The following is a 20,081-nucleotide window of genomic DNA, read 5'->3' on the forward strand; positions in this document are numbered from 1 at the left end:
GGGCAGAGGGGGCCTCCTTCAGGGTGTGGCCAGTCCGGCCACGAGAGAACCCGGAGACGAGACCATGCCCATCACCAAGACCGCCCTGCCCGAGCTGACCGACACCGCCATCGCGCTGAAGGACCTGACCCTGCACCCGCTCAACGCCCGCGCGGGCTCGCCCGATGCCTACGAGGCCGACGACATTCCCGTGCTGGCCGCGTCCATCGCCGCGCTCGGCCTGCTGAACCCGCTCATCGTCCAGAAGACGGAGGTGGACGGTAAGCCCGCCTGGGGCGTGCTGGCCGGGGGCCGTCGCCTCGCGGCCATGCGCCAACTCTGTGAGGACAAGAACGCGAAGGGCTGGACTGCGCGCGCCAAGATCGCCTGCCGCACCATCGGCGACGATGTGGCGGCCGCCACCGCGATCACCGTGGCAGAGAACGTCACGCAGGCACCTATGGACCCGCTCGACGAGTTCGAGGCCTTCGCGCGGATGATGGAAACCGGCGGGCACGACATCGACTCCATCGCCGCGCTCTTCGGCGTCGAGCGCCGCCGCGTGACCGAACGCCTGCGCTACGGTAGGGTGCATCCGGATATCCGCCGCGCGGCGCGGGCCAAGGATATCAGTCTGGACGTGATGAAGGCCTTCGCCGCGCATCCTGACCACGGCATGCAGTGGGCCGTCTTCGAGGCGACGGAAGGCCAGTACCGCCAGGCGTGGACGATCCGCGACCGGCTGGAGAAGGCCGGGATCAAACTGGGCTCCGGCCTGGGACGCTACGTCGAGGCGGAATACCGCGCCGCGGACGGGCCGATCACGGCGGATCTGATCGTGGAGGACTCGGTGCTGACCGACGAGGCGTTGGTCGACCGGCTGCTGGTGGAGAAGCTGACGGCGCTCGCCAAGGCTGAGCGTGCGCGGCTCGGCTTCGCCTGGGCTGAGGGGCGGCGGACGGCCGACTACGAGGCGCTTCGGGTCTACGGGCGGACCTACCCGAGCGCGGTGGAGCCCGAGGGCTTGATGGCTGAGCGCGTCACGGAGATCGCCGACCGTCTGCTGGCCATCGACGAGTTGCGCGACGCGGCGGAGGCGAACGATGACGGCACCGACTTCGACGCGCTGGAGAACGAGTACGAGGCCCTGCAGCAGGAGCACGACGAGCTGACGACGGGCTACGGTCCCGAGCAGCTGGAGAAGGCTGGGGTGATCGCCCACTGGCGCTACGACGGCCCGCAGGTGATCTATGGCCTGATCCGTCCCGAGGACATGGCCCTGGCCGAGGGAAAGGCGACACCCGTCGGTGCGACCAAGGCTGACGGTGCCGCGCCTGGCCCCGAGGGAGACGCCGACGAGGGCACTGCGCCGCTGGAGGTTGCCGCCTCGCTTGCCGCCGACCTGCGCACGGAGCGCGCGGTCGTCATCGGCGCAGGGCTCGCGGCCGATCCGGCGCTGGCGCAGGATCTGGCCCTGTTCAAGATCGTCTCCGATCTCTGGAACGCCCACGGCACGCGGATCTCCTGGTCCATGGGCGTGACGGCGACACGAGGCGAGCGTCCACACGGCAAGCCCGACGGCATGGACCAAGGATCGACGGAGGCTATCGCCGCGTTGCGCGACGGCGTCGACCTAACATGGTCGGACGGGGCGCAATCAGTGACCGAACGCTTCGAACGCTTCCGGCTCCTGGACCGGGAGATGAAGGCCCGCATCGTCGGCGTGGTCATGGCCGAGGCGATCGCGCCTTCAGAATTGGCCCATGGCGAGACGCTGCTGACCCACGTCGCCCATCAGGTCGTGCCCGACATGCGCGCGGTCTGGCGCCCCACCGGAGAGGCGTTCTTCGGGCGGATCAAAAAGGCGCAGCTCCTGCACCTTCTGGCGACCGACCTGAAGCAGCCCGAAGAGGCCGCGCGTCTCGCCACCGCGAAGAAGGTCGACATCGTGGACTATCTCGACCGGCTCTTCGCTGCGCCCTTCGCGACGCTGACGCCTGAGCAGCGTGAGGCGGTCGAGACCTGGTGCCCGCCGGGCATGGCGATCCCCGGACTGCGCGAGCGCCATTGCATCGAGGTCGCGGATACCACGAATGCGGTCGAGGCGGAGATCGAAGACGACGACGAGACGTTCGACATCGATCCCGATGAGCAGTTCGGTGTGGGCGATGAGGATCGCTCGGAGGAGATCCCCGAACCCGAGGCAGCCTGACGTTCCACCGCTCCGCCTACCGAAGCCGTCCCGCCCGCAAAGGGAAGGGGCGGCTTCCTTCCGTGGGGAACCTGATCCCGAACGGAGAGACCCCCATGAAGCGCCGTGACATCCCGACCCTGCTGACCCGCCTGACCGCCGACCTCGCTGCGGGCGATCTCACTACGCCCGCGCTCGCCGCACATATGACAGACGTCACCGGCGGGACCGACGCCGCTGGCGCGTGGTCCTGGCGTCAGGCTTACGACCTCGTGCAGGCCGCGGCGATCCTGGCGGACCGGAAGGACGACGCGAGGGATCCCGCCACGCGCCTAGCGCGTCTGACCGGCGCCGCAGACGCACGCGCGACCGAGACGCGCCGCTCGGAGACGCAGGTCCGGCTGCAGCAATTCTCCACGCCCCTGCCCTACGCCCTTGTCGCCGCCGTCGCGGCCGCGATCCGGCCGGGCGACGTCGTGCTGGAGCCCTCCGCCGGGACCGGCGCGCTCGCCCACATGGCACGGCGCTCGGGCGGCTACGTCGTCCTCAACGAGCTGGACCCGTTCCGAGCCGCCGTCCTGCAGGAGCTGTTCGGGGCAAGACCTACCCGGTACGACGCCGAGCATATCGACGATCTCATGGATCGGGCGACGCTCGCAGACGTCGTCCTGATGAACCCGCCCTTCTCGTCCTCGGCCGTTCGCGCAGGTGATCCGACCATCGCGCTGCGGCACGCGCTCTCGGCCGCCAAGCGCCTCGCCCCCGGCGGACGGCTCGTTGCGATCCTGCCGCTCGCCGCTTGCGCTGCGCGCCAGCCCGTGCTCTGGGCCCGGCTGATGGAGCGGGTCGCGCCCCGGCTGCACCTCGTCCTGCTCGGCGCGGTCTACCGCAAGATGGGCACCGGCGTGGAGACCGCGCTGCTCGTGGCGGATCGCGTGGATGACAGTGCGAAGGCGGAGACTCCGATCCCCCCTGAGCCGGTCGAGGATCTGGAGGCCGCACTGCGTACCGTCCGAACCCGCCTGCCGGAGCGCCCTGCTCGCGAGCCCCGCGCTGCGCCGACCGATCCCTCACCGATCCGCCCGGCCTCATGCGCTTCCGATACTGCTTTGAGGCGCCCGCGTCCCTCGACGCCGCCTGCCGCCCCGGCTCGGTCCAGCGCCCCGACACCGATCCTCTTCGCCGTCTTCGACACGCCCCGCGCCAACGAGGCGGTCTCTGACGTCTACGCCCGCTACGCCCCGCAGCGGATCGAGATCGCGGGCGCGGTAGATCACCCCTCGCCCCTAGTCGAGAGCGTCGCGATGGCCGCCGTCGCCCCGCCCGTGCCGGTCTTCCCGGAGGGCGGCGGCCCTGCCCTGCCCCCATCGATCATCGCCAACGGCGCGCTGTCGGCCGCGCAACTGGAGACGGTAGTGATGGCGGACGCTGCGCATTCCATCGACTTGCCTGGCCGCTTTACCGCCTCCGACGATTGGACCGAAATCGAGCCCGCTCACGAGGGCGCAGCCGAAGCCACCGCCTACCGCCAAGGCTACTTCCTCGGCGACGGCACCGGCGCGGGCAAGGGGCGCCAGGTGGCCGGGATCGTCATGGCGGGCTGGCTCGCCGGACGGACGCGGGCGGTGTGGATCAGTAAGTCGAAAACCCTGATCGAGGACGCCGTGCGCGACTGGATGGATCTCGGCGGCGCGCCAACGGACATCGTGCCGCTCGAGCGCTGGAAGCCCGACGAGGACATCATCCTGCATCGTGGCATCCTGTTTCTTACATATGCGACCCTGCGCAGCATCGGAAAGTCAGGCCGCTCGCGGCTGGAACAGCTGGTGGAATGGTGCGGGACCGACTTCGAGGGCGTCCTCGCGTTCGACGAGGCGCATGCGATGGCGAACGCCGCCGGCTCCTCGGATGGCGCGCGCGGCGGCACGGCGCCCTCGCAGCAGGGCGTGGCAGGCCTGCGGCTGCAGCTCGCCCTGTCCCGTGCTCGCGTCCTTTACGTCTCAGCCACCGGTGCCACGAACGTCTCGAACCTCGCCTACGCCACGCGGCTCGGTCTCTGGGGGCCGGGCCAGGCCTACCCTTTCGCCACGCGCGAGGACTTTGTTGCGGCCATGGTCGCGGGCGGCGTCGCGGCGATGGAGGTGGTCGCGCGGGACCTGAAGACTCTTGGGCTCTACGCGGCTCGGGCGCTCAGCTTCGAGGGCGTCGAATACGACATCCTCGAGCACCGACTGTCCGATGACGAGCGGGCGGTCTACGACCGCTTCGCGAGCGCATTCAAGGTGATACACGCCAATCTTCATGCCGCTTTGGAGGCCACCGGCATCGTCGACGAAGAGAGCGGCGTAACCGCCGGAGCGGCGAAGGCCTCCGCCCTGTCGCGCTTCGAGAGCATGAAGCAGCGCTTCTTCGGTCATGTCCTGAACGGGTTCAAGGCGGGTACGCTTATCAAGGCTTTGGAGGACGATCTTGAAGCTGGCTGGGCGCCCGTCGTACAGATCGTCTCCACCGGCGAGAGCCATCTCGACCGCGCCATCGAGGCGCTCGACGGCGACGACCTGACCGAGGCGGCGCTGACGCCGAAGGAGGTCGTGGTCCACTGGCTACAGACGGCCTTCCCGATCCAGGCGCATCAGCTCGTCGAAATCGAAGGCCAGATGGTTGCCGAGCGGCTGACCGATGCCGAGGGACGCCCGGTGGTCAGCCGAGAGGCGGAGGCGCTGCGGGACGCCGCCCTGATGGAACTCTACACCGTCGCTCCGATCCCGTCGGTCCTCGACCGGCTCGTCTGGCACTTCGGCGAAGACCGGCTGGCGGAGGTCACGGGGCGCTCGAAGCGCTCGATCCGCCTGCCTGACGGCGCGCTGAAGGTGGTGCCGCGCTCCGGGTCGGCGAACTCGGCCGAGGCCGCGGCCTTCATGGCCGGGACGAAGGACGTCCTGCTCTTCACGGACGCGGGCGGGACCGGGCGCTCCTACCACGCCGCCGCGACGGCCGGGAACCGCGACCGTCGGCGTCGTCACTACCTTGTCGAGCCGGGCTGGCGCGCCGCCGAGGCGATCCAGGGGCTCGGGCGCACGCACCGCTCGGCGCAGGTCACGGCGCCCTGGTTCCGCGTCGTGACGACGGACGTGCACGGGGAGAAGCGGTTCACCTCGACCATCGCGCGACGGCTCGACACGCTGGGCGCCCTCACCCGCGGGCAGCGCGAGACGGGCAGCCAGAACCTGTTCCGCGCTTCCGACAATCTGGAAAGCCCGATTGCCCGCCGGGCCCTCGTCGCCCACTACCACGAGCTGGTCCGGGGCACCTGTGAGGCTATGACCTACGAGACTTTCACCGACTGGACGGCGCTGCGCCTGACCGACGCAGAGGGCGTCATGCTCGAGGACCTGCCCCCGGTGCAGCGCTACTTGAACCGCCTCCTCGCCCTGCCCATCGACATGCAGAACGCCCTCTTCGGCGCGCTCGCCGCCAAGATCGAGCAGATCACCGAGCGAGCCCGCGCGAACGGCACGCTCGACGTCGGGATCGAGATGCTCCACGCGGACCGCATCACCGTCGTCGAGGAGGCGGACCTGTGGACTTGTCCGAAGAGCAGGTCCGTGACCCGGACCGTCACGCTGGACTGCGAGAACGAGGTGCGCATCCCGGATGGCGCGACGGTTTTTCACGACCACGGCGCTCGCATGGCGCCCCGGCGCAACGCGGCCTCGGGCAAGGTCGCGCTGATCTCGAAGCGGCCGCAACAGGTGTTCGACGACGACGTGATGGCGGAGATCCGCGAGACGCGGCGCCCCACCGGGCGCGGGTCCATGACGGAAGAGGCCTTCGGTTCGTCGCATTGGGAACCGATCGAGCCTGCGACCTTCGTTCGGCTGTGGGATACCGAGGTCGCAGACCTCCCCAAGGTCGAGACCCACCGGATCGTCTTGCTGACCGGCCTGCTATTGCCGATCTGGCGCGACATCCCGTCCGATAATGAGCGCATCTGGCGTGTCATGCCGGAGGACGGCGTCGCCCGCATCGGTCGGGCGATCTCGCCCGAGCAGGCCGTGGTGCTGGCGAGCCGGTTCCGGGGCGGCGAGACCACCCCTGCGGAGCTGGTCGCCGCTGCCATAGCGGGGGACGGGGCCGTCGATCTGGGCCGCGGGCTGACGCTGCGTGCCCGCCGCGTGGCGGGGACCAAGCGTCTAGAAGTCGAGGGCTGGCGACCGGAGCAGGTCGATGTGCTGAAGGCCGCGGGCTGCTTCACGGAGATCGTCGCCTATCAGCTTCGGGCATTCGTGCCCGTGGGCGACGGCGCGGCGGCGGTGATCGAAGCGATCCGGGCAGGCGGTGGCATGAAAGTCGCCGCATAAGCCCTTGATCCGAAGCGCGAGCAGTTCGGACTGGACCGATCGCTCACTCTCTGGGACTCTGCAGATGTTCTCATCGGAGACGCACCCATGCCACGACGATCCAAGCCTGCGCCGCAGGACGCCCAGATCGAGATGTTCCCCGCCCGCCTGCGCCTCGTGCGCGAGGCGGCCGAGGAGAACGTCCACCGCTATTACGCGCTGGAGGTCCAGCCCGACCTATTCGGCGGGGCCTCCCTCGTCCGGGCCTGGGGCCGGATCGGGCTCAGCCGAACGACGCGGATCGAGCTGCATGCCGACGAGGGACAGGCGATCGACGCCCTGCGCGACTGGGAGACCGCCAAGCGCAAGCGCGGCTACGCAACGGACACGAACCACGGGCGATGAGGAGACCGACATGTCGAAGACCACCAAGAAGCCCCGCCGCCCCATCTGGGAGCGCGCCCAGATGTTCATTGCCTTCCACCGGGACCCGGAGCGGAAGAAACGCGAGACGCCCTACCTCTGGCCGCCCAAGGATGCGAGCGCGGGGCTGCGCGCCGAAACCTCCGATCAGGAAACCTTCGTCCATCTGCGCGGCCCCGACCGCGCGGACGACGTGCAGCTCAAGCTCCGTCCGAACGCGATCATCGCGCGGCGCGAGCCGGGGCGCGGCTGGTCGGGGATCGAGGTGGGCGACCACTCGGTGCGCGTCCTTGTCGGCGACGTCTGGATCGAGATCGACCCGATGGGCGCAGTCAAGCGCGAGGCCGACGATGGAGCCTCGACCACCTTCCTCGAGTTCGACGGCTCGATCATCCAGCTGACCGAGGATGCGGAGGTCTGCGTGTCCGGGAACGGCGAGCGGATCACCCGGCGGACGCCCGGGCGGCTGGACGTCGTGACGGGCGACGGGATCATGTCTTCTCCGCGGAAGCGGATCGGGAAGTAGGGGTCGAGGTCTGCTATGAGCCCAATCTGTCGAATGCTACGGCCCGAACGAAGGGCAGCTATCGTCCTTGCAACCTTCATGCAGCTCCGGGCGCGACGTCATCCTCATCTAGGCGGTAGTTGCGACACGTTTCGATGCCTTCGGCCACCACGTCGAGCAGCGCCTCGGCATCGCGCAGAAGGTCGTCGATCTTTGGGCTGCTGATCTGGTAGCGAACAAAGCGCCCATCACGCCTGCTGATGACGAGGCCGCAATCAAACAGGCATCGCAGATGATTAGAGACGTTGGGCTGCGTCAGGGCCGTGCGCCCGACGATCTCGTGGACCACCAGCGGCCCCTCTCGCAGGGCATCGAGGATCGCCAACCGGCTTGGGTCCGCGAGACCACGAAACAGCTTCGCCCGCCGCTCCGTATCTGTAACGGCGGAATTGCGGTCGGCGGCAATTTGTTCCATATCACTATTCGCTGATATAATATTTCTCGACTTATCTTAGCAGGAGAAAAGCGAGCATGGCCAACGCCCAAAACACCGGATCGGCTGCCGACGTCGCAACCTTCCGTTACCGCGTCTCCGGCATGGATTGCGCCAAGGATGCAGCCCAGATCGAGCGGGCTGCGCAGTCTGTCGGGGTCGCACCCGACGCGGTGAAGGTATCTTCGGCGACCCACATTATGACCCTAAGCGTTCCCGAAGAAAGCCTGTCCAAGATCGAGCGGGTCGTGGAGACAACAGGTTACGGGTTCGACCGCATCGAGGGCGACGACGATGCACAGCAGGGGGCAGCCCATCAGGACCCGGCCTATCGACGCGCACTCTGGATCGTCGTGATCCTGAATGTGGGCTATGGCCTTGTCGAGATGGTCGGGGGTTTTTGGGCCGGGTCTCAGGCCGTGAAAGCTGACGCGCTCGATTTTCTTGGCGACGGCCTCATCACCTTTTTAGGCCTTCTGGCCATCGGCTGGAGCCTCGTCTGGCGGGCGCGATCCGCCCTGATTCAAGGCATCTTCCTCGGCGTCCTTGGCCTCGGCGTGCTTGGAACGACAATCTGGCGTGCCTTCACCCAGACGATGCCAGATGCGGGCCTCATGGGGCTATTCGGCTTCATCGCCCTCGTGGTCAACGTTCTCGCCGTGCTGCCCCTGCTGCGGTTCCGTAAGGGGGACGCGAACATGCGGGCCGTGTGGCTGTTCTCGCGGAACGACGCCATCGGAAATGCCGCGGTCGTCGTTGCGGCCGGTCTCGTGGCATGGCTCGGAAGCGTTTGGCCCGACCTGATCGTCGCCTTCGGGATTGCCGGACTGTTCCTGCATTCATCTTGGTCGATTATCCGCGACGCGAGGGCCGATCTGAAGACCGCCTGAGGGGGCCGCGCGGAAGCGGACGCTGGGCCGGAGCACCCAATGAGAGCAAAGTCTGCATGGCGGACATGGCGGGCGGGCCTCTATCGCTCACGTCCGAGCACGCAACGGAAAGAAGAGAGGGAGCTTCGCCTTGGGTGATCCGAACCGGATCGGAAGAGAAACCCCAGGAGAAGACCCATGATCACTGGAACCCTGACCCGGAACGCCGACGGCGAGACCTACAATCTGAGCGTGGCCACGCTCATGTTCGACATCGCGCATTTGCGCGTCGTGCCGAACGGCTACAAGAGCGCCGACAACCATCCCGACCACCACATCGAGGTCCGCACCCCGCGCGGCCGGGTGATGCGCGTGGGGTCCATGTGGGCGGCCACATCGAAGACGTCGAAGCGCGAGTACTTCCAAATCGCCTTGACCGACCAGATGGGGCGGACCTGGCGCATGAACGCGGTGCGCGACGAGGAGATGCCGAAGGACGTGTGGCGCATCGTGCCGCTGGCGGGCGGTGAGACCCGGCCGATCGCGCTGACGGGTCGGATCGAGACGCTGGACGACGGCAACCTCGCGGGCTTTATCGGCAGCTACGACTTCGACATGGACTTCGTGGCGGTCGAGAATGCGCACAAGACCACCGATGACCACCCGGACTGGCACATCGAGGCGCGCTCGCCCGCGGGGCGGATCGTGCGGATGGGCTCGATCTGGCGGGCGACGTCGGAGCGGTCGGGCAACGCCTACCTCTCCATCGCTTTCCACGCGCCCATGGGGACGCAGCATCGGGCGAACGCCTTCCGTCGCGAGGACGAGGCGCCGGGGACCTACAAGGTCGTGGCGCTGATGCCGCTGGCCGAGGCCGACGGGAGGCTGGCGCTCGCAGCGTGATCCCCACCCATATCGATCAACACGTTCCGGGCCGTCCTTCACACAGGGCGGCCCCTTCGCCGCGTGGCCCGATCCGGGCCGATGGAGGTGAAGACGATGACCGACGACATGATGACGAGCGCACTGCGGCCCGCGCCGGGTTCGCCCGAAGTCCTAGCGGCAATGGAAGCCCGCATGGCTGAGATGCGCGAGCGCGAGCGGCGGGAGCGCCGCGAGGACCGCGCCCGCCTGCTGGCCGACCTGCGCGCCCTTGGGGCGACAGCGCTCAAGGCCGAGTACGACGGCTACGGCGACAGCGGGAACGTCGAGGCGATCACGACCGTGCCCGACCTTCCGAAGATCGACGCGATCCCTGGCCTCGCGGACTTCCTGTGGTCCGTCGCCTATGCCGAGCACCCCGGCTTCGAGAACAACGAGGGCGGCGGAGGGACCGTCACCTGGGACCTCGTCGCCGACCGGATCGACCTCGACCACTTCGACAACGTCGTCGATCGGGTGCATTCCCAGTCGGAGGACATCTGATGGCGCATCCCCTGCACCATGCCGAGCCCTCCGCGCGCCGCTACGGCGGCGTGCCTGCCGACTATCAGGTCATTCACGATTGGTTCGATGCCTCCAAGGCCCATCTGGCCCTGCCCACGCACCGGGCGCTGCGCCACCACGCGCAGGGCATTTTCGAGGCCGAGGCGGTGTTCGGGACGTCGCTGACGAACTCGGATGGTCGCGCGATCCCCGTCCGCTGGATCGGCGAGCAGCATGTCCGCGAGGATTGCCGGCGCATCCCCACGTTGGCGGACTGGCTCGGTCGGATCGAGCCCGCACCGTGGATGGCGAACGGGGTGATAGAGGACCCGGCGCCGGTCCCCCATGGCGGCGACCCCGCCGGGCTCTGGAGGGCTGAGGTCGTCGCCGGACGGACGGCGCTTGGTCTGGCCGACTGGATGGCCGAGCGGCAGGCGCGCGTCGTCGCTGGCCGGGTGCGGGCCGCCTGAGACCGATCCCGGCGAACGCGCCCTGCCCGCTTTCGGGCCGCCTCCGACCGGGGCGGCCCCTTTCCGCCGTGTCCCTCGACACGAACCGGAAAGGACCGGACCATGACGACCTCCACCGACACCACCCCCATCACCGAGATCGGCCCCGACGGCGCCGGGCTCTATGCCCTCGTCGCGCAGGTGACCGAGATCGCCGCCGCGCGGCTTGGCCTCACCGTGACACAAGTGGAGCGCGCCATGGCGCTCTCCACCTGGACCACCGCCGTCGAGACAATCGAGCGCGAGTTCCTCGGCGACTACCGCGGCTACTTCCCGAAGTGCGGGATGGCCGTGCGCAACGAGGCCATCATTGCGGAGGTCTTTGACGCCATTGCCGAGGCCCTCGGCGATCTGCGCCGCACGCTGCGAGCGGGGATCTACACGCCCCCTGTCCCTAGTGCTGCATCCGTCGCCCCAGCCGGAGGGCGGACCAATGGGTGAGGGTCTCTACTGGAGTCGCGCCGGCCGCACCGTCTACGTCGAGCCCTTCGACTATTTCGACCCCGATGATCACGTTCTCTGGCGGGACGCCTGGTCCGATCTTGGCGAGACCATTGCATCCTGCTTGTCGGACGCCTGGGAGCACCTGCCGCGCTGCTGGAAACGCTCCGGCGAGCGCGTGGTCATGCGCAACGGGCTGCATGAGGTCTGGCTACATGAGGACAGCTACGCCCGCGTCCACGTCACCTTTGGAGTGCGCTGCGATCTCTACGAGACCGACGCCCTCGCTCTCGCGACGATGCCGGACAGGGCCGAGGCGTTCTTCGACCGGCTGGCGCTGCACTACGAACTGCGCGTCCGCACCTCCGCCTGGACGAGTGCTGCGCGCATTTCCCGCCCCACCGGGGAGGCGTTGGCATGAAGATCGAGCTGCACGCCATCCGGTACAGCGCTGCCGCCTCGCAGGAGACGGCGTTCTACTCGGCGGACCTCCATGTCAATGGACGCAGGATTGGAACGATCTCGAACGGCGGCACCGGCGGGGAGGATGTCGTCCACGGCGACCGCGCAGCCTATGCGGTCGCCAACGCTTGGTGCCGCGCGAACCTGCCGCCCTGGCGCACGCCGGACGGGCTCGCGTTCGAAACCGACCTCGAACTGCACTGCGCTACCCTCCTGCAGCAGTGGATCGACGCGGACGAGTTGCGCCGCGCCTTGGCGGAGCGCGTCCTCTGGCGCGATCCGGTCGATAGGCGCGTCTACGGGCTGCGCCACCACGGCCGGATAGAGGCGGCGATCTCCTCGGTGCGGCGTCGCCATCCCGATGTGACCATCCTGAACGAGCTGCCCTTCGTCATGGCGCTGGCGATCTGGAGGTCGATCCCCCCGCAGGGACCTTCGGAGGATTGCCAATGACCGCCCGCCTATCCGTTCCCCCGCCATCGCCGCCGAGATCGTGGCAGGCGCACTCTTCGCGATCTTGCATTCGGGCGGCAAGGACAGTCAGGCCATGACGATCCTGCTGCGCGAGATCGTCTCATCGAAGTAGATCGTCGTCGTGCACGCGCCCTTCGGCCGGGTCGAGCGGCCTGGCACCCTGCGTCGCATCCAGCGGACGACCGAGGGCCTGCCGCTGATCCTCGCCAGCGCGCAGACCGATTTGCTCGCCGTGGTCCGTCGGCGTGGGCGTTTCCCGACGCCCGGCATCCTGCAGCGCACTTCGGACCTGAAGCGCGGGCCGATCACCCGCGAGGTCCAGTGCTATCTGCACGCCCGCCCGCAGCACGAGCTGCGCGTCGTCTCCCACATGGGCATGCGGGCGGACGAGAGCCCCCGGCGGGCGAAGTAGGCGCCGCTCAAGATCAATACGCGGAACTCCGTCGCCGGGCGGCATTGGCTCGACTGGCTGCCGATCCACCACCTGACGGAGGCGGAGGTCTTCGAGACCATCGCCGCCGCCAGGCAGCGGCTGCTCTGGGTCTACCGCGCGGGGATGTCGCGATGCTCCTGCTCGTTCTGCATCATGGCGTCGAAGAAGGATCTGCGCCGGGCGGCGCGGCTCCGGCCGAAGCTGGCGTCCGAGTACGTCGCGTTGGAGGAAGAGATCGGGCATACGCTCAGCCCGTCGCGAGTGCCGCTGCGCCGTCTCTTCGCGGCATGATCGAGCCCGACCCCGGTGGGAGGGTTGTGTCCGTCCCTGCCCGTTCGCGTCGTCTCGCCCGGAGCCCTCGCCCTCATTCACGCACAGGTCCCGTTTCCGACCTTAGACGCCCGGTGGGGCCGAACTTGGCCCTGTCCTAGCCCTGCCGTCCTCGCGGATATTCTCTCTACCTAATCTGCTCTTGAGTACGGTGTTCAGCGGGTTCTGCCGGTCTGGCCGGTAGCCGGTGATGGGCGGATGAGGTCGCAGGCAGGTCAATCCCTGCCCGTGGTCTCCTGTCGTTTCGTGGCATGGGTGTCTGGCCGGATCGCGCGCGGGCGTGCCCTGCGGGTCGTCGTGCCTCCGCCCCTTCGGCAAGCACGAATACGGCTTCCACCCCCCCTGCGGTGTGCGGACCCTCCGCATTCGCGCCTGCGCCAGCGCTTCTCCGATCCGGCCTCTTCGACCCTATCGAAACGAAAGGAGACCACGACATGGCCCGCTACAACCTCACCGCCCCCGTCACCTACAGCCAGAACGGCACCACGAAGACCCGCTACACCCGGGTGGGGACCGTTTTCGAGAACACCCGCGAGGACGGCTCCAAGTGCCTCTCGATCAAGCTCGACTTCCCCGTGGGCGCCACCGAGCTCGTCGCCTTCGAACCCCGCGCGCGGGAGGAAGGCGAGGGCGAGGGCTGAAGCCCTCGCCGGGGGGCGCCGCGGTGCCCCCCACCCGCATGCCCGGCGGCGCCTGTGGGACCGAAGGGCGCCGCGTCCGTCGCCCCGCGCCTTCGGCGGATGCCACGATCTCGTGAACGTCGTCTCGGGTTACGCCCTCTCCCAGCTGACGTCGCCGACCGACTTGGTTGCCGTCGCCAATCCGGTTCGTCGTCGCCGAAGACGTCACCGCTTCGCCTCCGGCTTGGTTGCACGCTGCCACGTCAGCCGCTCATACTGGACCTCCCTCTGAGGCCGCCGAGGCCGTGGCTTGCGGTCCAGGTCCGTCGCACGGTCCGTGTCCCCCTCGACCAGAGCCTCCAGGCGCCGCTCCGCCAGGGAGCGGTGATCGACGCGCACCTCGTGGTCCGCTGCCGCGAGCGCCTCGTTCATGATCCGCGCCCACGCCGCGCGCAGCTCGACCAGGACCGTCCGCGGGGACATCTCGCGCAGCTTCGCCATCAGCGCGCGCCCCTCCAAGCGGCGCGTCGGGGTCAGCACCACGACGATCAGGTTGCGGGGGTCGCCGCCGTCGGGCGGCCGATGAACCGCGCAGTCCGCCACCACGCCGAACCGCTCCACCAGCAGACCCGCGAACCGTCCGACCATCCCGACATGCGCGTCGAGGTCCAGCTCGTGCGGCAGCGACAGCTCGTACTCCCTGGCGACCTGCGCATCCACCCGCGTCTCCCGGCGCTCGACCGCGTTCCACAGCGCGGAGCGGTCGAATACCCAGGCCGGAGCGTCGTCCGGCGCGTGGGTGCCGGTTTAGATCACCATGTCCATGCGCTGTTAGCGATGGACCAGTCCCGTCCGGTCGCGACGGATCCGCTCCCCGAACTTGTAGGCCGCTACACGCGTCGCGGAGCGCCTCTCGGAGCGCTTCATGATGCGGGCGGTGAAGTGGTAATGCGCCACGACGGATGTCCTCGTCCTCGGGAGGCGAACGATAGAGGCATCCGGATGCCGATCCAACGCCTCGAACCACCACGTCGGGCCGAAGCATCCACTTCGAGCCGCCGCGCCGCCGCCGGTGCGGCGTCGCTTCGGGCCCTCGTCGGCTTCGCCTCCCCGAGCCCCGCACCCCCGGCCTCCCTGCCCCGGCGGCCTTACGGCCTTCCGCGCTCCGCGGTCTCCTCCGGAGCCCTCTCCACGCGGACGGGGCATGGTCGGTCGCGGGCACGGGTCTCGGCCCTTCGGGTATCGGTCCCGGGCAGGGACATCGAACCGGATCGGATCCAGGGGTGGCAAGCGTTGCGCCCCGCCCTCGGGGATTCGCCGCCCTGCGGGCGACGAACGCCGCTCGGCCGGGGGACGCCCCGGACCATCTCCCTGCCCCGCCCGTCCGCCACCCTGCCGGATCGGTCGCGGCCCGGACGCCTGGCAGGCCGACGGTCGGCATCAACAGGCTTTCGCGGCATATCCTCGCCCCTTTGGGCTCCGGTATTCCACGGTCCTGTTGACCCCTCCCTCAGACTGGCCTGCCTACTGGGCCTGTGCGACCGACCGACGGGTGACAAACAAGCGAAGCGCGCCGGAGGTACGTCCGGTTCTCTTATGCGGAGGCCCTTCGGGCCGCGGGGGTTTTGTTGCCCCCTGCCTCCGGCAGGCGGCGATGTGCTCTCTCGGTCGGGGATCGAAACAAGCGGAGTAAGGGTTTGTTTGCAAAAGGTTTATTTGCGATGCAGGCCAATATATTCCTTCGGTGTCAGGGGGTTAAGGGGTATTCTGAGGACAGAGGAAGCGAGGCGCTTCCCACCAAGGCCGGGGCTGCCCGGCGCACCAGATGACAGAAGGAAACAGACCCATGACCATGACCCCCTATGACCAGATCGAGCTCTTCGGCCTCACCGAGACCGGCACCGACGAGTTACCCATCCCGAACGATTTGGAGTTGCAGGGCCGCGCCGTGGGCGATGCCTTCGACGCCATCATCGGGACCATCCAGAACACTGGGCTCGCGTCCGAGGTGGAACCCCTCGCCCATGCGTTTGCCACCATGTTCCAGCGCCGCGCGACCCTGACCGAGGAAGCCGCCGATCGGCTAAAGGATAAGATCACCGCCCTGATCCGTGCGCAGGACGGGTCCGAGGTGGCCGAGGTCGAGTTGGAGACCGCACAGCGCCAGTTCGAGACGACGCAAGAGAAGGGCGACGCGCTGCGCCTCATGGCCGAAGCCGCCGCCGAGGCCTACGAGCGAGAGACCGGGGACGCCTACGTGCCCGTCACCGGCAACCGCACCACGCGGCGCGCGATGGAGACGGGAGCCGTGTTCGAGGCGAAGCGCCTGTTGGAAGCAGCCGACCGGGCCGAGGCGGAGCGCAACACCGTCAAGGGGACGTTCATCGCCGTGGCGGGGGCATCGGACTGGGCCGACCATGCCCGCATCTTCGCGCGGCTTGATGCGGCCCGCGCCCGCTGCCCCGACATGGTCCTGTGCCACAAGGGATCGAAGGGGGCCGAGCGCATCGCCGCCGCATGGGCGCGCAACCGCAAGGTGCCGCAAGTGCTGTTCCGCCCCAACTGGAACGCCCATGCCAAGGCCGCGCCCTTCCGCGCAAACGACGAGATGCTGCGGGCGAAATTGCGGGGTGTGATCCTCTTCGGCGGTGGTGGGATCGGTCTTAACCTCGCGGAGAAGGCCGAGAAGAAGGGCCTGCACGTCGCCCGGATCGCGGCAGAGCAGACTTTGGCCCGCGCGGCGTGAACCAGGGGCGCAGCGCCCCCACCCACCTGACCAGACGACAGGAGGGCGGCCCCGGGCGGGTCGCCCTTCGGCGTGTCCGCGAAGGAGATACGCGGCGGCGCGGCCCCTGCGGGGCCGAGATGTCCGGTCTGGCGGAGGCCGCGAGGGCCCCGCCAGACCGGACCGGCGCTATGCGCGCCGCAGCCACGCCCGGTGGGGTGGCGAAGCGTGTGGAGACAGTCGGTGCCAGATTTAGCCTGGTGCGCGTTATCCTGTCGGTCCACAGCGCCATCAGTGAGCCGCATACCTGAAGGATCGACCGTATGGTCCCATCTTGAGCCTTAGATAGTTCACGATGAGGCGCGCCATGCAGACCGTCGAAGCCATTCTCGATCTCCCCGGCGCGAGCTCGCCGCTCTCGCTGGTGGATCGGATCAACGACGGCCTGCCGCTGGCCGCCATCGACGCCTTCGCCCGCCGCGTCGCCCTAGAGCCCGCGCTGCGCTACCGCCTCATCCCCAAGGCCACGCTCGCCAGCCGCCGCAAGCGCCATGAGCCGCTCTCACGCGAGGAGAGCGCACGGCTGGCCCGCGCGGCCAAGGTCCTGGCACCGGCCGAGGAGGTCTGGGGTTCGCCCGAAGAGGCCCGGGCCTTCCTGCACCGCGCCCACCCGATGCTGGAGGACCGCCGCCCCATCGACGTGACCCTCGATAACGAGTTCGGCGCCGACTTCGTCGAGGGGTCCTGCAGCGCCTCCGTTTTGGCTCCGCCGCCTGATCCTCTCGCGATGACAGCGTAGCGCCTCGACCGTACGCTCGGCGTGTGGCGGATCGGCAACCCGAACGGGCTCTACCCGATCTATGACGCCACCGGTCCTACCATCGCGCCGGGGCGCTGGAACGACGCCGCAACACCGGTGATCTACGCGGCCGAGCACTACGCCACCGCCCTGCTGGAGAGGCTCGTCCACGGCTCCGGGCGCCTGCCCCCGAACCAGCATGCTGTGCAGACCACGATCCCGGCGGGGATCTCCTACGAGGTCGCCACGAAGGACGGCCTGCCCGGCTGGGACGCCATGCCGCCCGGGCCGAGCGTCGATTTCGGGGCGATGTGGGTCCACCAGGGGCGTTCCGCGATCCTGCTTGTGCCGTCCGTCGTCGCGCGCGAGGAGCGGAACGTCCTCATCAACCCCGCCCATCCCGACGCCGACCGGATCGAGCATTCGCTGCACAAACCAGTGCACTGGGATCGGCGGCTCTTCGGGCCATAGGCGGGCGTCTGCCGGTGCAGGGAGGCGCATCCGGTTCCCTGCCCGTCCACGTCCTCTCGCCCTGTCGCTTGTTCTCCTTCACGCATGGGCTCCCTCTCCGACTTCGGGCGCCTGGTGGTGGTCGAGCTTGGTCCTATCCTGGCCCCGCCGTCCTCGTGGATGTTTTCTCTGCTTGGTCTGCTACCGGGTGCGGGTGCTTTTGGCCTTGCCGATCTGTGCGCTGTCCGGTGCCGTGCGGATGAGGTTGTGAGCGGGCCAATCCCTGCCCGTGGTCTCCTGTCGTTTCTTCGTGATGGGTGTCTGGCCGGATCGCGCGCGGGCGTGCCCTGCGGGTCGGTCCCCTCCCCTCCGGCAAGCACGAATACGGCTTCCACCCCCCTGCCGGGTGCGGACCCTCCGCATTCGCGCCTGCGCCCCCGCTCCTTCGATCCGGCCTCTTCGACCCCATCGAAACACAAGGAGACCACGACATGGCCCGCTACAACCTCACCACCCCCGTCACCTACACCCAGAATGGCACCACCAAGACCCGCTACACTCGGGTGGGCACCGTCTTCGAGAACACCCGCGAGGATGGCTCGAAGTGCCTCTCGATCAAGCTCGACTTCCCCATCGGCGCCACCGAGCTCGTCGCCTTCGAACCCCGCACGCAGGAGGAAGGCGAGGGCGAGAGCAGGGACGGGGGGCTCTGACACGCACCCCCTACCCCGCCTGGGCGGCCCAAGGGCCGCCCAGAAAGCACATCGCAGAACGTTCTCGTCGCGGATGTGGTTGTCCGCTATGCGGACAAGGACGAAACCGCTTTCGCGGTAGGGCGCTTGAAGCAAATGATGCGCTCTGATCGGGGCGGTGTGATTTGGTGGATGTGCACGTCTGTCGGACGATTGGGGCCTTCTTAATCCGATACCAAGAGGCTTCCATGCCCGATCAACACGTTTTCGCTCTGCGCCGACGGTTTCTCGAAAATATTCGCATCAAGGGTCTGCAGCCCAAGACGCAGACCATGTACCTGCGGGTGATGCGCGACTTCACTCGGTTCCTGGGCCGCTCGCCCGACACGGCGACGCCTGAGGATCTGCGGGCGTTCCAGCTGGATATACATATGGGACCATTTCTGTCTCTTCTCGATATGGCGATTGTTCTCATTTGCCAGCGGCATCGAGCAATGACCGCGTGAAACTGCGAAATGCGAGCCAAGACGCGCCCAGAAAGAAGACTAGAAGCAAGAAGGTTATGAAACCCCATCTGCTCTCGGCGGCCGCCGCGATCTGCTCACCAAGTAGGTACCCGATCCCGACGAGCACTCCAGCCCAGACGATGGCCGAGGCAGCATTGAAGACCGTAAAAGTTCTCCAGGACATGCCGGAAAGGCCGACCGGAAGCGCTCCGATGGTACGCAGGCCCTTAGGATACCGATAGATGAAGATGTAAGTGATGCCGTAGGTGTCGAGGAACCGTCCAGCTTGTTCGATCCACGCGCGGATCTTCGGGCGCGCTGCAAAGAGTCGGCCGCCATAGCGACGTGCGACCGCGAAGCGCGCCTCGTCGCCCAGATATCCGCCGAGGAAGACCGTCACCGCCACCAGAATCGGATCGAGTACTCCCTGTTGCGCGACAACCCCCGCTAAGAGTGGCAGCGCGCCGCTCTTGAGGGCGCAGTACCCGAAGAGCAGCGCGTAGACCGCGACCGGATTGACGGCGATCCAATTCAGCAACGTTTCCATCGATCTCTTTCATCCGTTTAGATTCTGACGAGCAGCCAGAAATTCTTCTACCGACATCCACGACAATCAGATTTTTTCACAGCGCCATCCCATCATGCACGGCCGACGATCCATGACAGAGGAACGAGTATCGCGAGCAGGATCGGCTGATGCAGAAGATAGATCGTCAGACTCCATCGTCCCGCGAAGACCAGCGTCGTGCGAAGGGGCACACACGGTACGGCGAGGAATGCGAACCAGCTGCGGGCTTCTATGATGCGCCCTGCACCGAGGCCGATCAATGAGAGCCCGACCCAAGGAAAGACGGGGACGAAATCGTTCGAGAAAGGTGGGTCGGCGGCGAACCCGATCCAAGCAAGATGCCTCGGATCGAAGGCGGAAATCTCGACGGCATTCCCGATGAAGACGATCGTGATACCCAGAACAATGACGAACAGGGGCCGTGCGCGGATCAAGACTGCGCAGACGAGGGTGGCCACGACGATTGCATGCAGGATTCCGAAATAAACATAGGCCTCCGGAAAGGTCAGGCGGGTGACTACGGTGATCGCGAGGGCTGCGGCTGTGATCACGCCCATGCGTCGCAGGAACGGTCTTGCCAGAATTTTGTTCCTCGCGGCCAAAGCAAAGCTGATGCCCACCAGCACCATGAACGTACCTGCAAGGGTGCGTCCGAACGCGATCCATAGGGGACTGGACACCCAAGGAGCAGGGATCATTCCGAGAAAGGCAAGATCCCAGACCAGGTGGAACAGGACGACGCCAAAAATTGCGATGCCGCGGATCATATCGATCGCAACAACGCGGTCCTTGGTCTTTTGATCGTGCATCGGCGGTCCGGTCATAGCAATGGTCTTGGGACGCCTAG

At 67.7% G+C, this 20,081-nt stretch carries 21 protein-coding genes and 1 pseudogene; 18 read left to right on the top strand and 4 right to left on the bottom strand.

The genetic code is table 11. The features are described from left to right. Positions 1-64 precede the first annotated feature (64 nt). The 4 genes from K3551_RS18705 to K3551_RS18720 all read left to right on the top strand — a co-directional run bounded on the left by K3551_RS18705 (position 65) and on the right by K3551_RS18720 (position 7,459). Entirely contained in the window at positions 65-2,191 is a 2,127-nt protein-coding gene (locus K3551_RS18705) for a ParB/RepB/Spo0J family partition protein (RefSeq protein ID WP_259920136.1), read from the top strand. A gap of 95 nt (positions 2,192-2,286) precedes the next feature. Continuing rightward, positions 2,287-6,531, top strand: a complete 4,245-nt coding sequence (locus tag K3551_RS18710) for a strawberry notch-like NTP hydrolase domain-containing protein (protein ID WP_259920138.1) — start codon at positions 2,287-2,289, stop codon at positions 6,529-6,531. Positions 6,532-6,618: 87 nt separating this feature from the next. Continuing rightward, positions 6,619-6,915 carry a WGR domain-containing protein gene (locus K3551_RS18715; protein ID WP_259920141.1) on the top strand — a complete coding sequence of 99 codons (297 nt, stop codon included), beginning with the start codon at positions 6,619-6,621 and terminating at the stop codon, positions 6,913-6,915. A gap of 10 nt (positions 6,916-6,925) precedes the next feature. Then, positions 6,926-7,459, top strand: coding sequence for a hypothetical protein (locus K3551_RS18720; protein ID WP_259920143.1), 534 nt, complete (start codon positions 6,926-6,928; stop codon positions 7,457-7,459). A 76-nt stretch (positions 7,460-7,535) separates the two neighbouring features. Here the strand turns inward: K3551_RS18720 and K3551_RS18725 are convergent, their stop codons facing one another. Then, positions 7,536-7,913 carry a helix-turn-helix transcriptional regulator gene (locus tag K3551_RS18725; protein WP_259920145.1) on the bottom strand — a complete coding sequence of 126 codons (378 nt, stop codon included), beginning with the start codon at positions 7,911-7,913 and terminating at the stop codon, positions 7,536-7,538. A gap of 56 nt (positions 7,914-7,969) precedes the next feature. Here K3551_RS18725 and K3551_RS18730 point away from each other — a divergent pair, with 56 nt between their 5' ends. The 9 genes from K3551_RS18730 to K3551_RS18770 all read left to right on the top strand — a co-directional run bounded on the left by K3551_RS18730 (position 7,970) and on the right by K3551_RS18770 (position 13,515). Then, positions 7,970-8,821: a cation transporter gene (locus K3551_RS18730; protein WP_259920148.1), complete on the top strand. Its 852-nt coding sequence runs from the start codon at positions 7,970-7,972 to the stop codon at positions 8,819-8,821. Between the two features lie 177 nt (positions 8,822-8,998). Further along, positions 8,999-9,703 carry a DUF736 family protein gene (locus tag K3551_RS18735; RefSeq protein ID WP_259920151.1) on the top strand — a complete coding sequence of 235 codons (705 nt, stop codon included), beginning with the start codon at positions 8,999-9,001 and terminating at the stop codon, positions 9,701-9,703. Positions 9,704-9,799: 96 nt separating this feature from the next. Continuing rightward, complete coding sequence (locus K3551_RS18740) at positions 9,800-10,225, top strand: hypothetical protein (protein ID WP_259920154.1); 426 nt, start codon at positions 9,800-9,802, stop codon at positions 10,223-10,225. After that, a complete protein-coding gene (locus K3551_RS18745; protein WP_259920156.1) occupies positions 10,225-10,695 on the top strand; it encodes a DUF6915 family protein in 471 nt (156 codons plus the stop codon). The genes K3551_RS18740 and K3551_RS18745 overlap by 1 nt, the downstream gene beginning before the upstream one ends. Before the next feature lie 102 nt (positions 10,696-10,797). After that, positions 10,798-11,175 carry a hypothetical protein gene (locus K3551_RS18750; protein WP_259920158.1) on the top strand — a complete coding sequence of 126 codons (378 nt, stop codon included), beginning with the start codon at positions 10,798-10,800 and terminating at the stop codon, positions 11,173-11,175. Beyond that, positions 11,168-11,596: a hypothetical protein gene (locus tag K3551_RS18755; protein WP_259920161.1), complete on the top strand. Its 429-nt coding sequence runs from the start codon at positions 11,168-11,170 to the stop codon at positions 11,594-11,596. The genes K3551_RS18750 and K3551_RS18755 overlap by 8 nt, the downstream gene beginning before the upstream one ends. Continuing rightward, the gene (locus tag K3551_RS18760) at positions 11,593-12,090 is read left to right on the top strand and encodes a hypothetical protein (RefSeq protein WP_259920163.1); all 498 of its coding nucleotides are present in this window, start codon (positions 11,593-11,595) and stop codon (positions 12,088-12,090) included. The genes K3551_RS18755 and K3551_RS18760 overlap by 4 nt, the downstream gene beginning before the upstream one ends. Before the next feature lie 142 nt (positions 12,091-12,232). Next, positions 12,233-12,523, top strand: coding sequence for a hypothetical protein (locus K3551_RS18765; protein WP_259920165.1), 291 nt, complete (start codon positions 12,233-12,235; stop codon positions 12,521-12,523). A 785-nt stretch (positions 12,524-13,308) separates the two neighbouring features. Next, a complete protein-coding gene (locus K3551_RS18770; RefSeq protein WP_259920168.1) occupies positions 13,309-13,515 on the top strand; it encodes a hypothetical protein in 207 nt (68 codons plus the stop codon). A 204-nt stretch (positions 13,516-13,719) separates the two neighbouring features. On the opposite strand, the pseudogene K3551_RS18775 reads toward K3551_RS18770, so the two are convergent. Continuing rightward, positions 13,720-14,280, bottom strand: a pseudogene (locus K3551_RS18775) (MobA/MobL family protein); the annotation flags it as partial. 1,060 nt (positions 14,281-15,340) lie between these two features. On the opposite strand from K3551_RS18775, the gene K3551_RS18780 reads away from it, so the two are divergent. The 5 genes from K3551_RS18780 to K3551_RS18800 all read left to right on the top strand — a co-directional run bounded on the left by K3551_RS18780 (position 15,341) and on the right by K3551_RS18800 (position 18,666). Next, complete coding sequence (locus K3551_RS18780; protein WP_259919910.1) at positions 15,341-16,240, top strand: DUF2493 domain-containing protein; 900 nt, start codon at positions 15,341-15,343, stop codon at positions 16,238-16,240. A 346-nt stretch (positions 16,241-16,586) separates the two neighbouring features. Beyond that, on the top strand, positions 16,587-17,018 hold the full coding sequence (locus K3551_RS18785; protein ID WP_259919912.1) for an antitoxin Xre-like helix-turn-helix domain-containing protein: 432 nt from the start codon (positions 16,587-16,589) through the stop codon (positions 17,016-17,018). A gap of 21 nt (positions 17,019-17,039) precedes the next feature. Beyond that, positions 17,040-17,489 carry an RES family NAD+ phosphorylase gene (locus tag K3551_RS18790; RefSeq protein ID WP_259919914.1) on the top strand — a complete coding sequence of 150 codons (450 nt, stop codon included), beginning with the start codon at positions 17,040-17,042 and terminating at the stop codon, positions 17,487-17,489. A gap of 470 nt (positions 17,490-17,959) precedes the next feature. Then, positions 17,960-18,181: a hypothetical protein gene (locus tag K3551_RS18795; protein WP_259919916.1), complete on the top strand. Its 222-nt coding sequence runs from the start codon at positions 17,960-17,962 to the stop codon at positions 18,179-18,181. 227 nt (positions 18,182-18,408) lie between these two features. Next, a complete protein-coding gene (locus tag K3551_RS18800) occupies positions 18,409-18,666 on the top strand; it encodes a phage integrase N-terminal SAM-like domain-containing protein (protein WP_259919919.1) in 258 nt (85 codons plus the stop codon). On the opposite strand, the gene K3551_RS18805 is transcribed toward K3551_RS18800, so the two are convergent. Then, positions 18,632-19,213, bottom strand: coding sequence for a DedA family protein (locus K3551_RS18805; protein ID WP_259919921.1), 582 nt, complete (start codon positions 19,211-19,213; stop codon positions 18,632-18,634). The genes K3551_RS18800 and K3551_RS18805 overlap by 35 nt on opposite strands. Positions 19,214-19,305: 92 nt before the next feature. Next, positions 19,306-20,058 carry a heparan-alpha-glucosaminide N-acetyltransferase gene (locus K3551_RS18810; protein ID WP_259919923.1) on the bottom strand — a complete coding sequence of 251 codons (753 nt, stop codon included), beginning with the start codon at positions 20,056-20,058 and terminating at the stop codon, positions 19,306-19,308. Between the last annotated feature and the right edge of the window lie 23 nt (positions 20,059-20,081).

The organism is Jannaschia sp. M317 (assembly GCF_025141175.1).
Lineage (GTDB): Bacteria > Pseudomonadota > Alphaproteobacteria > Rhodobacterales > Rhodobacteraceae > Jannaschia.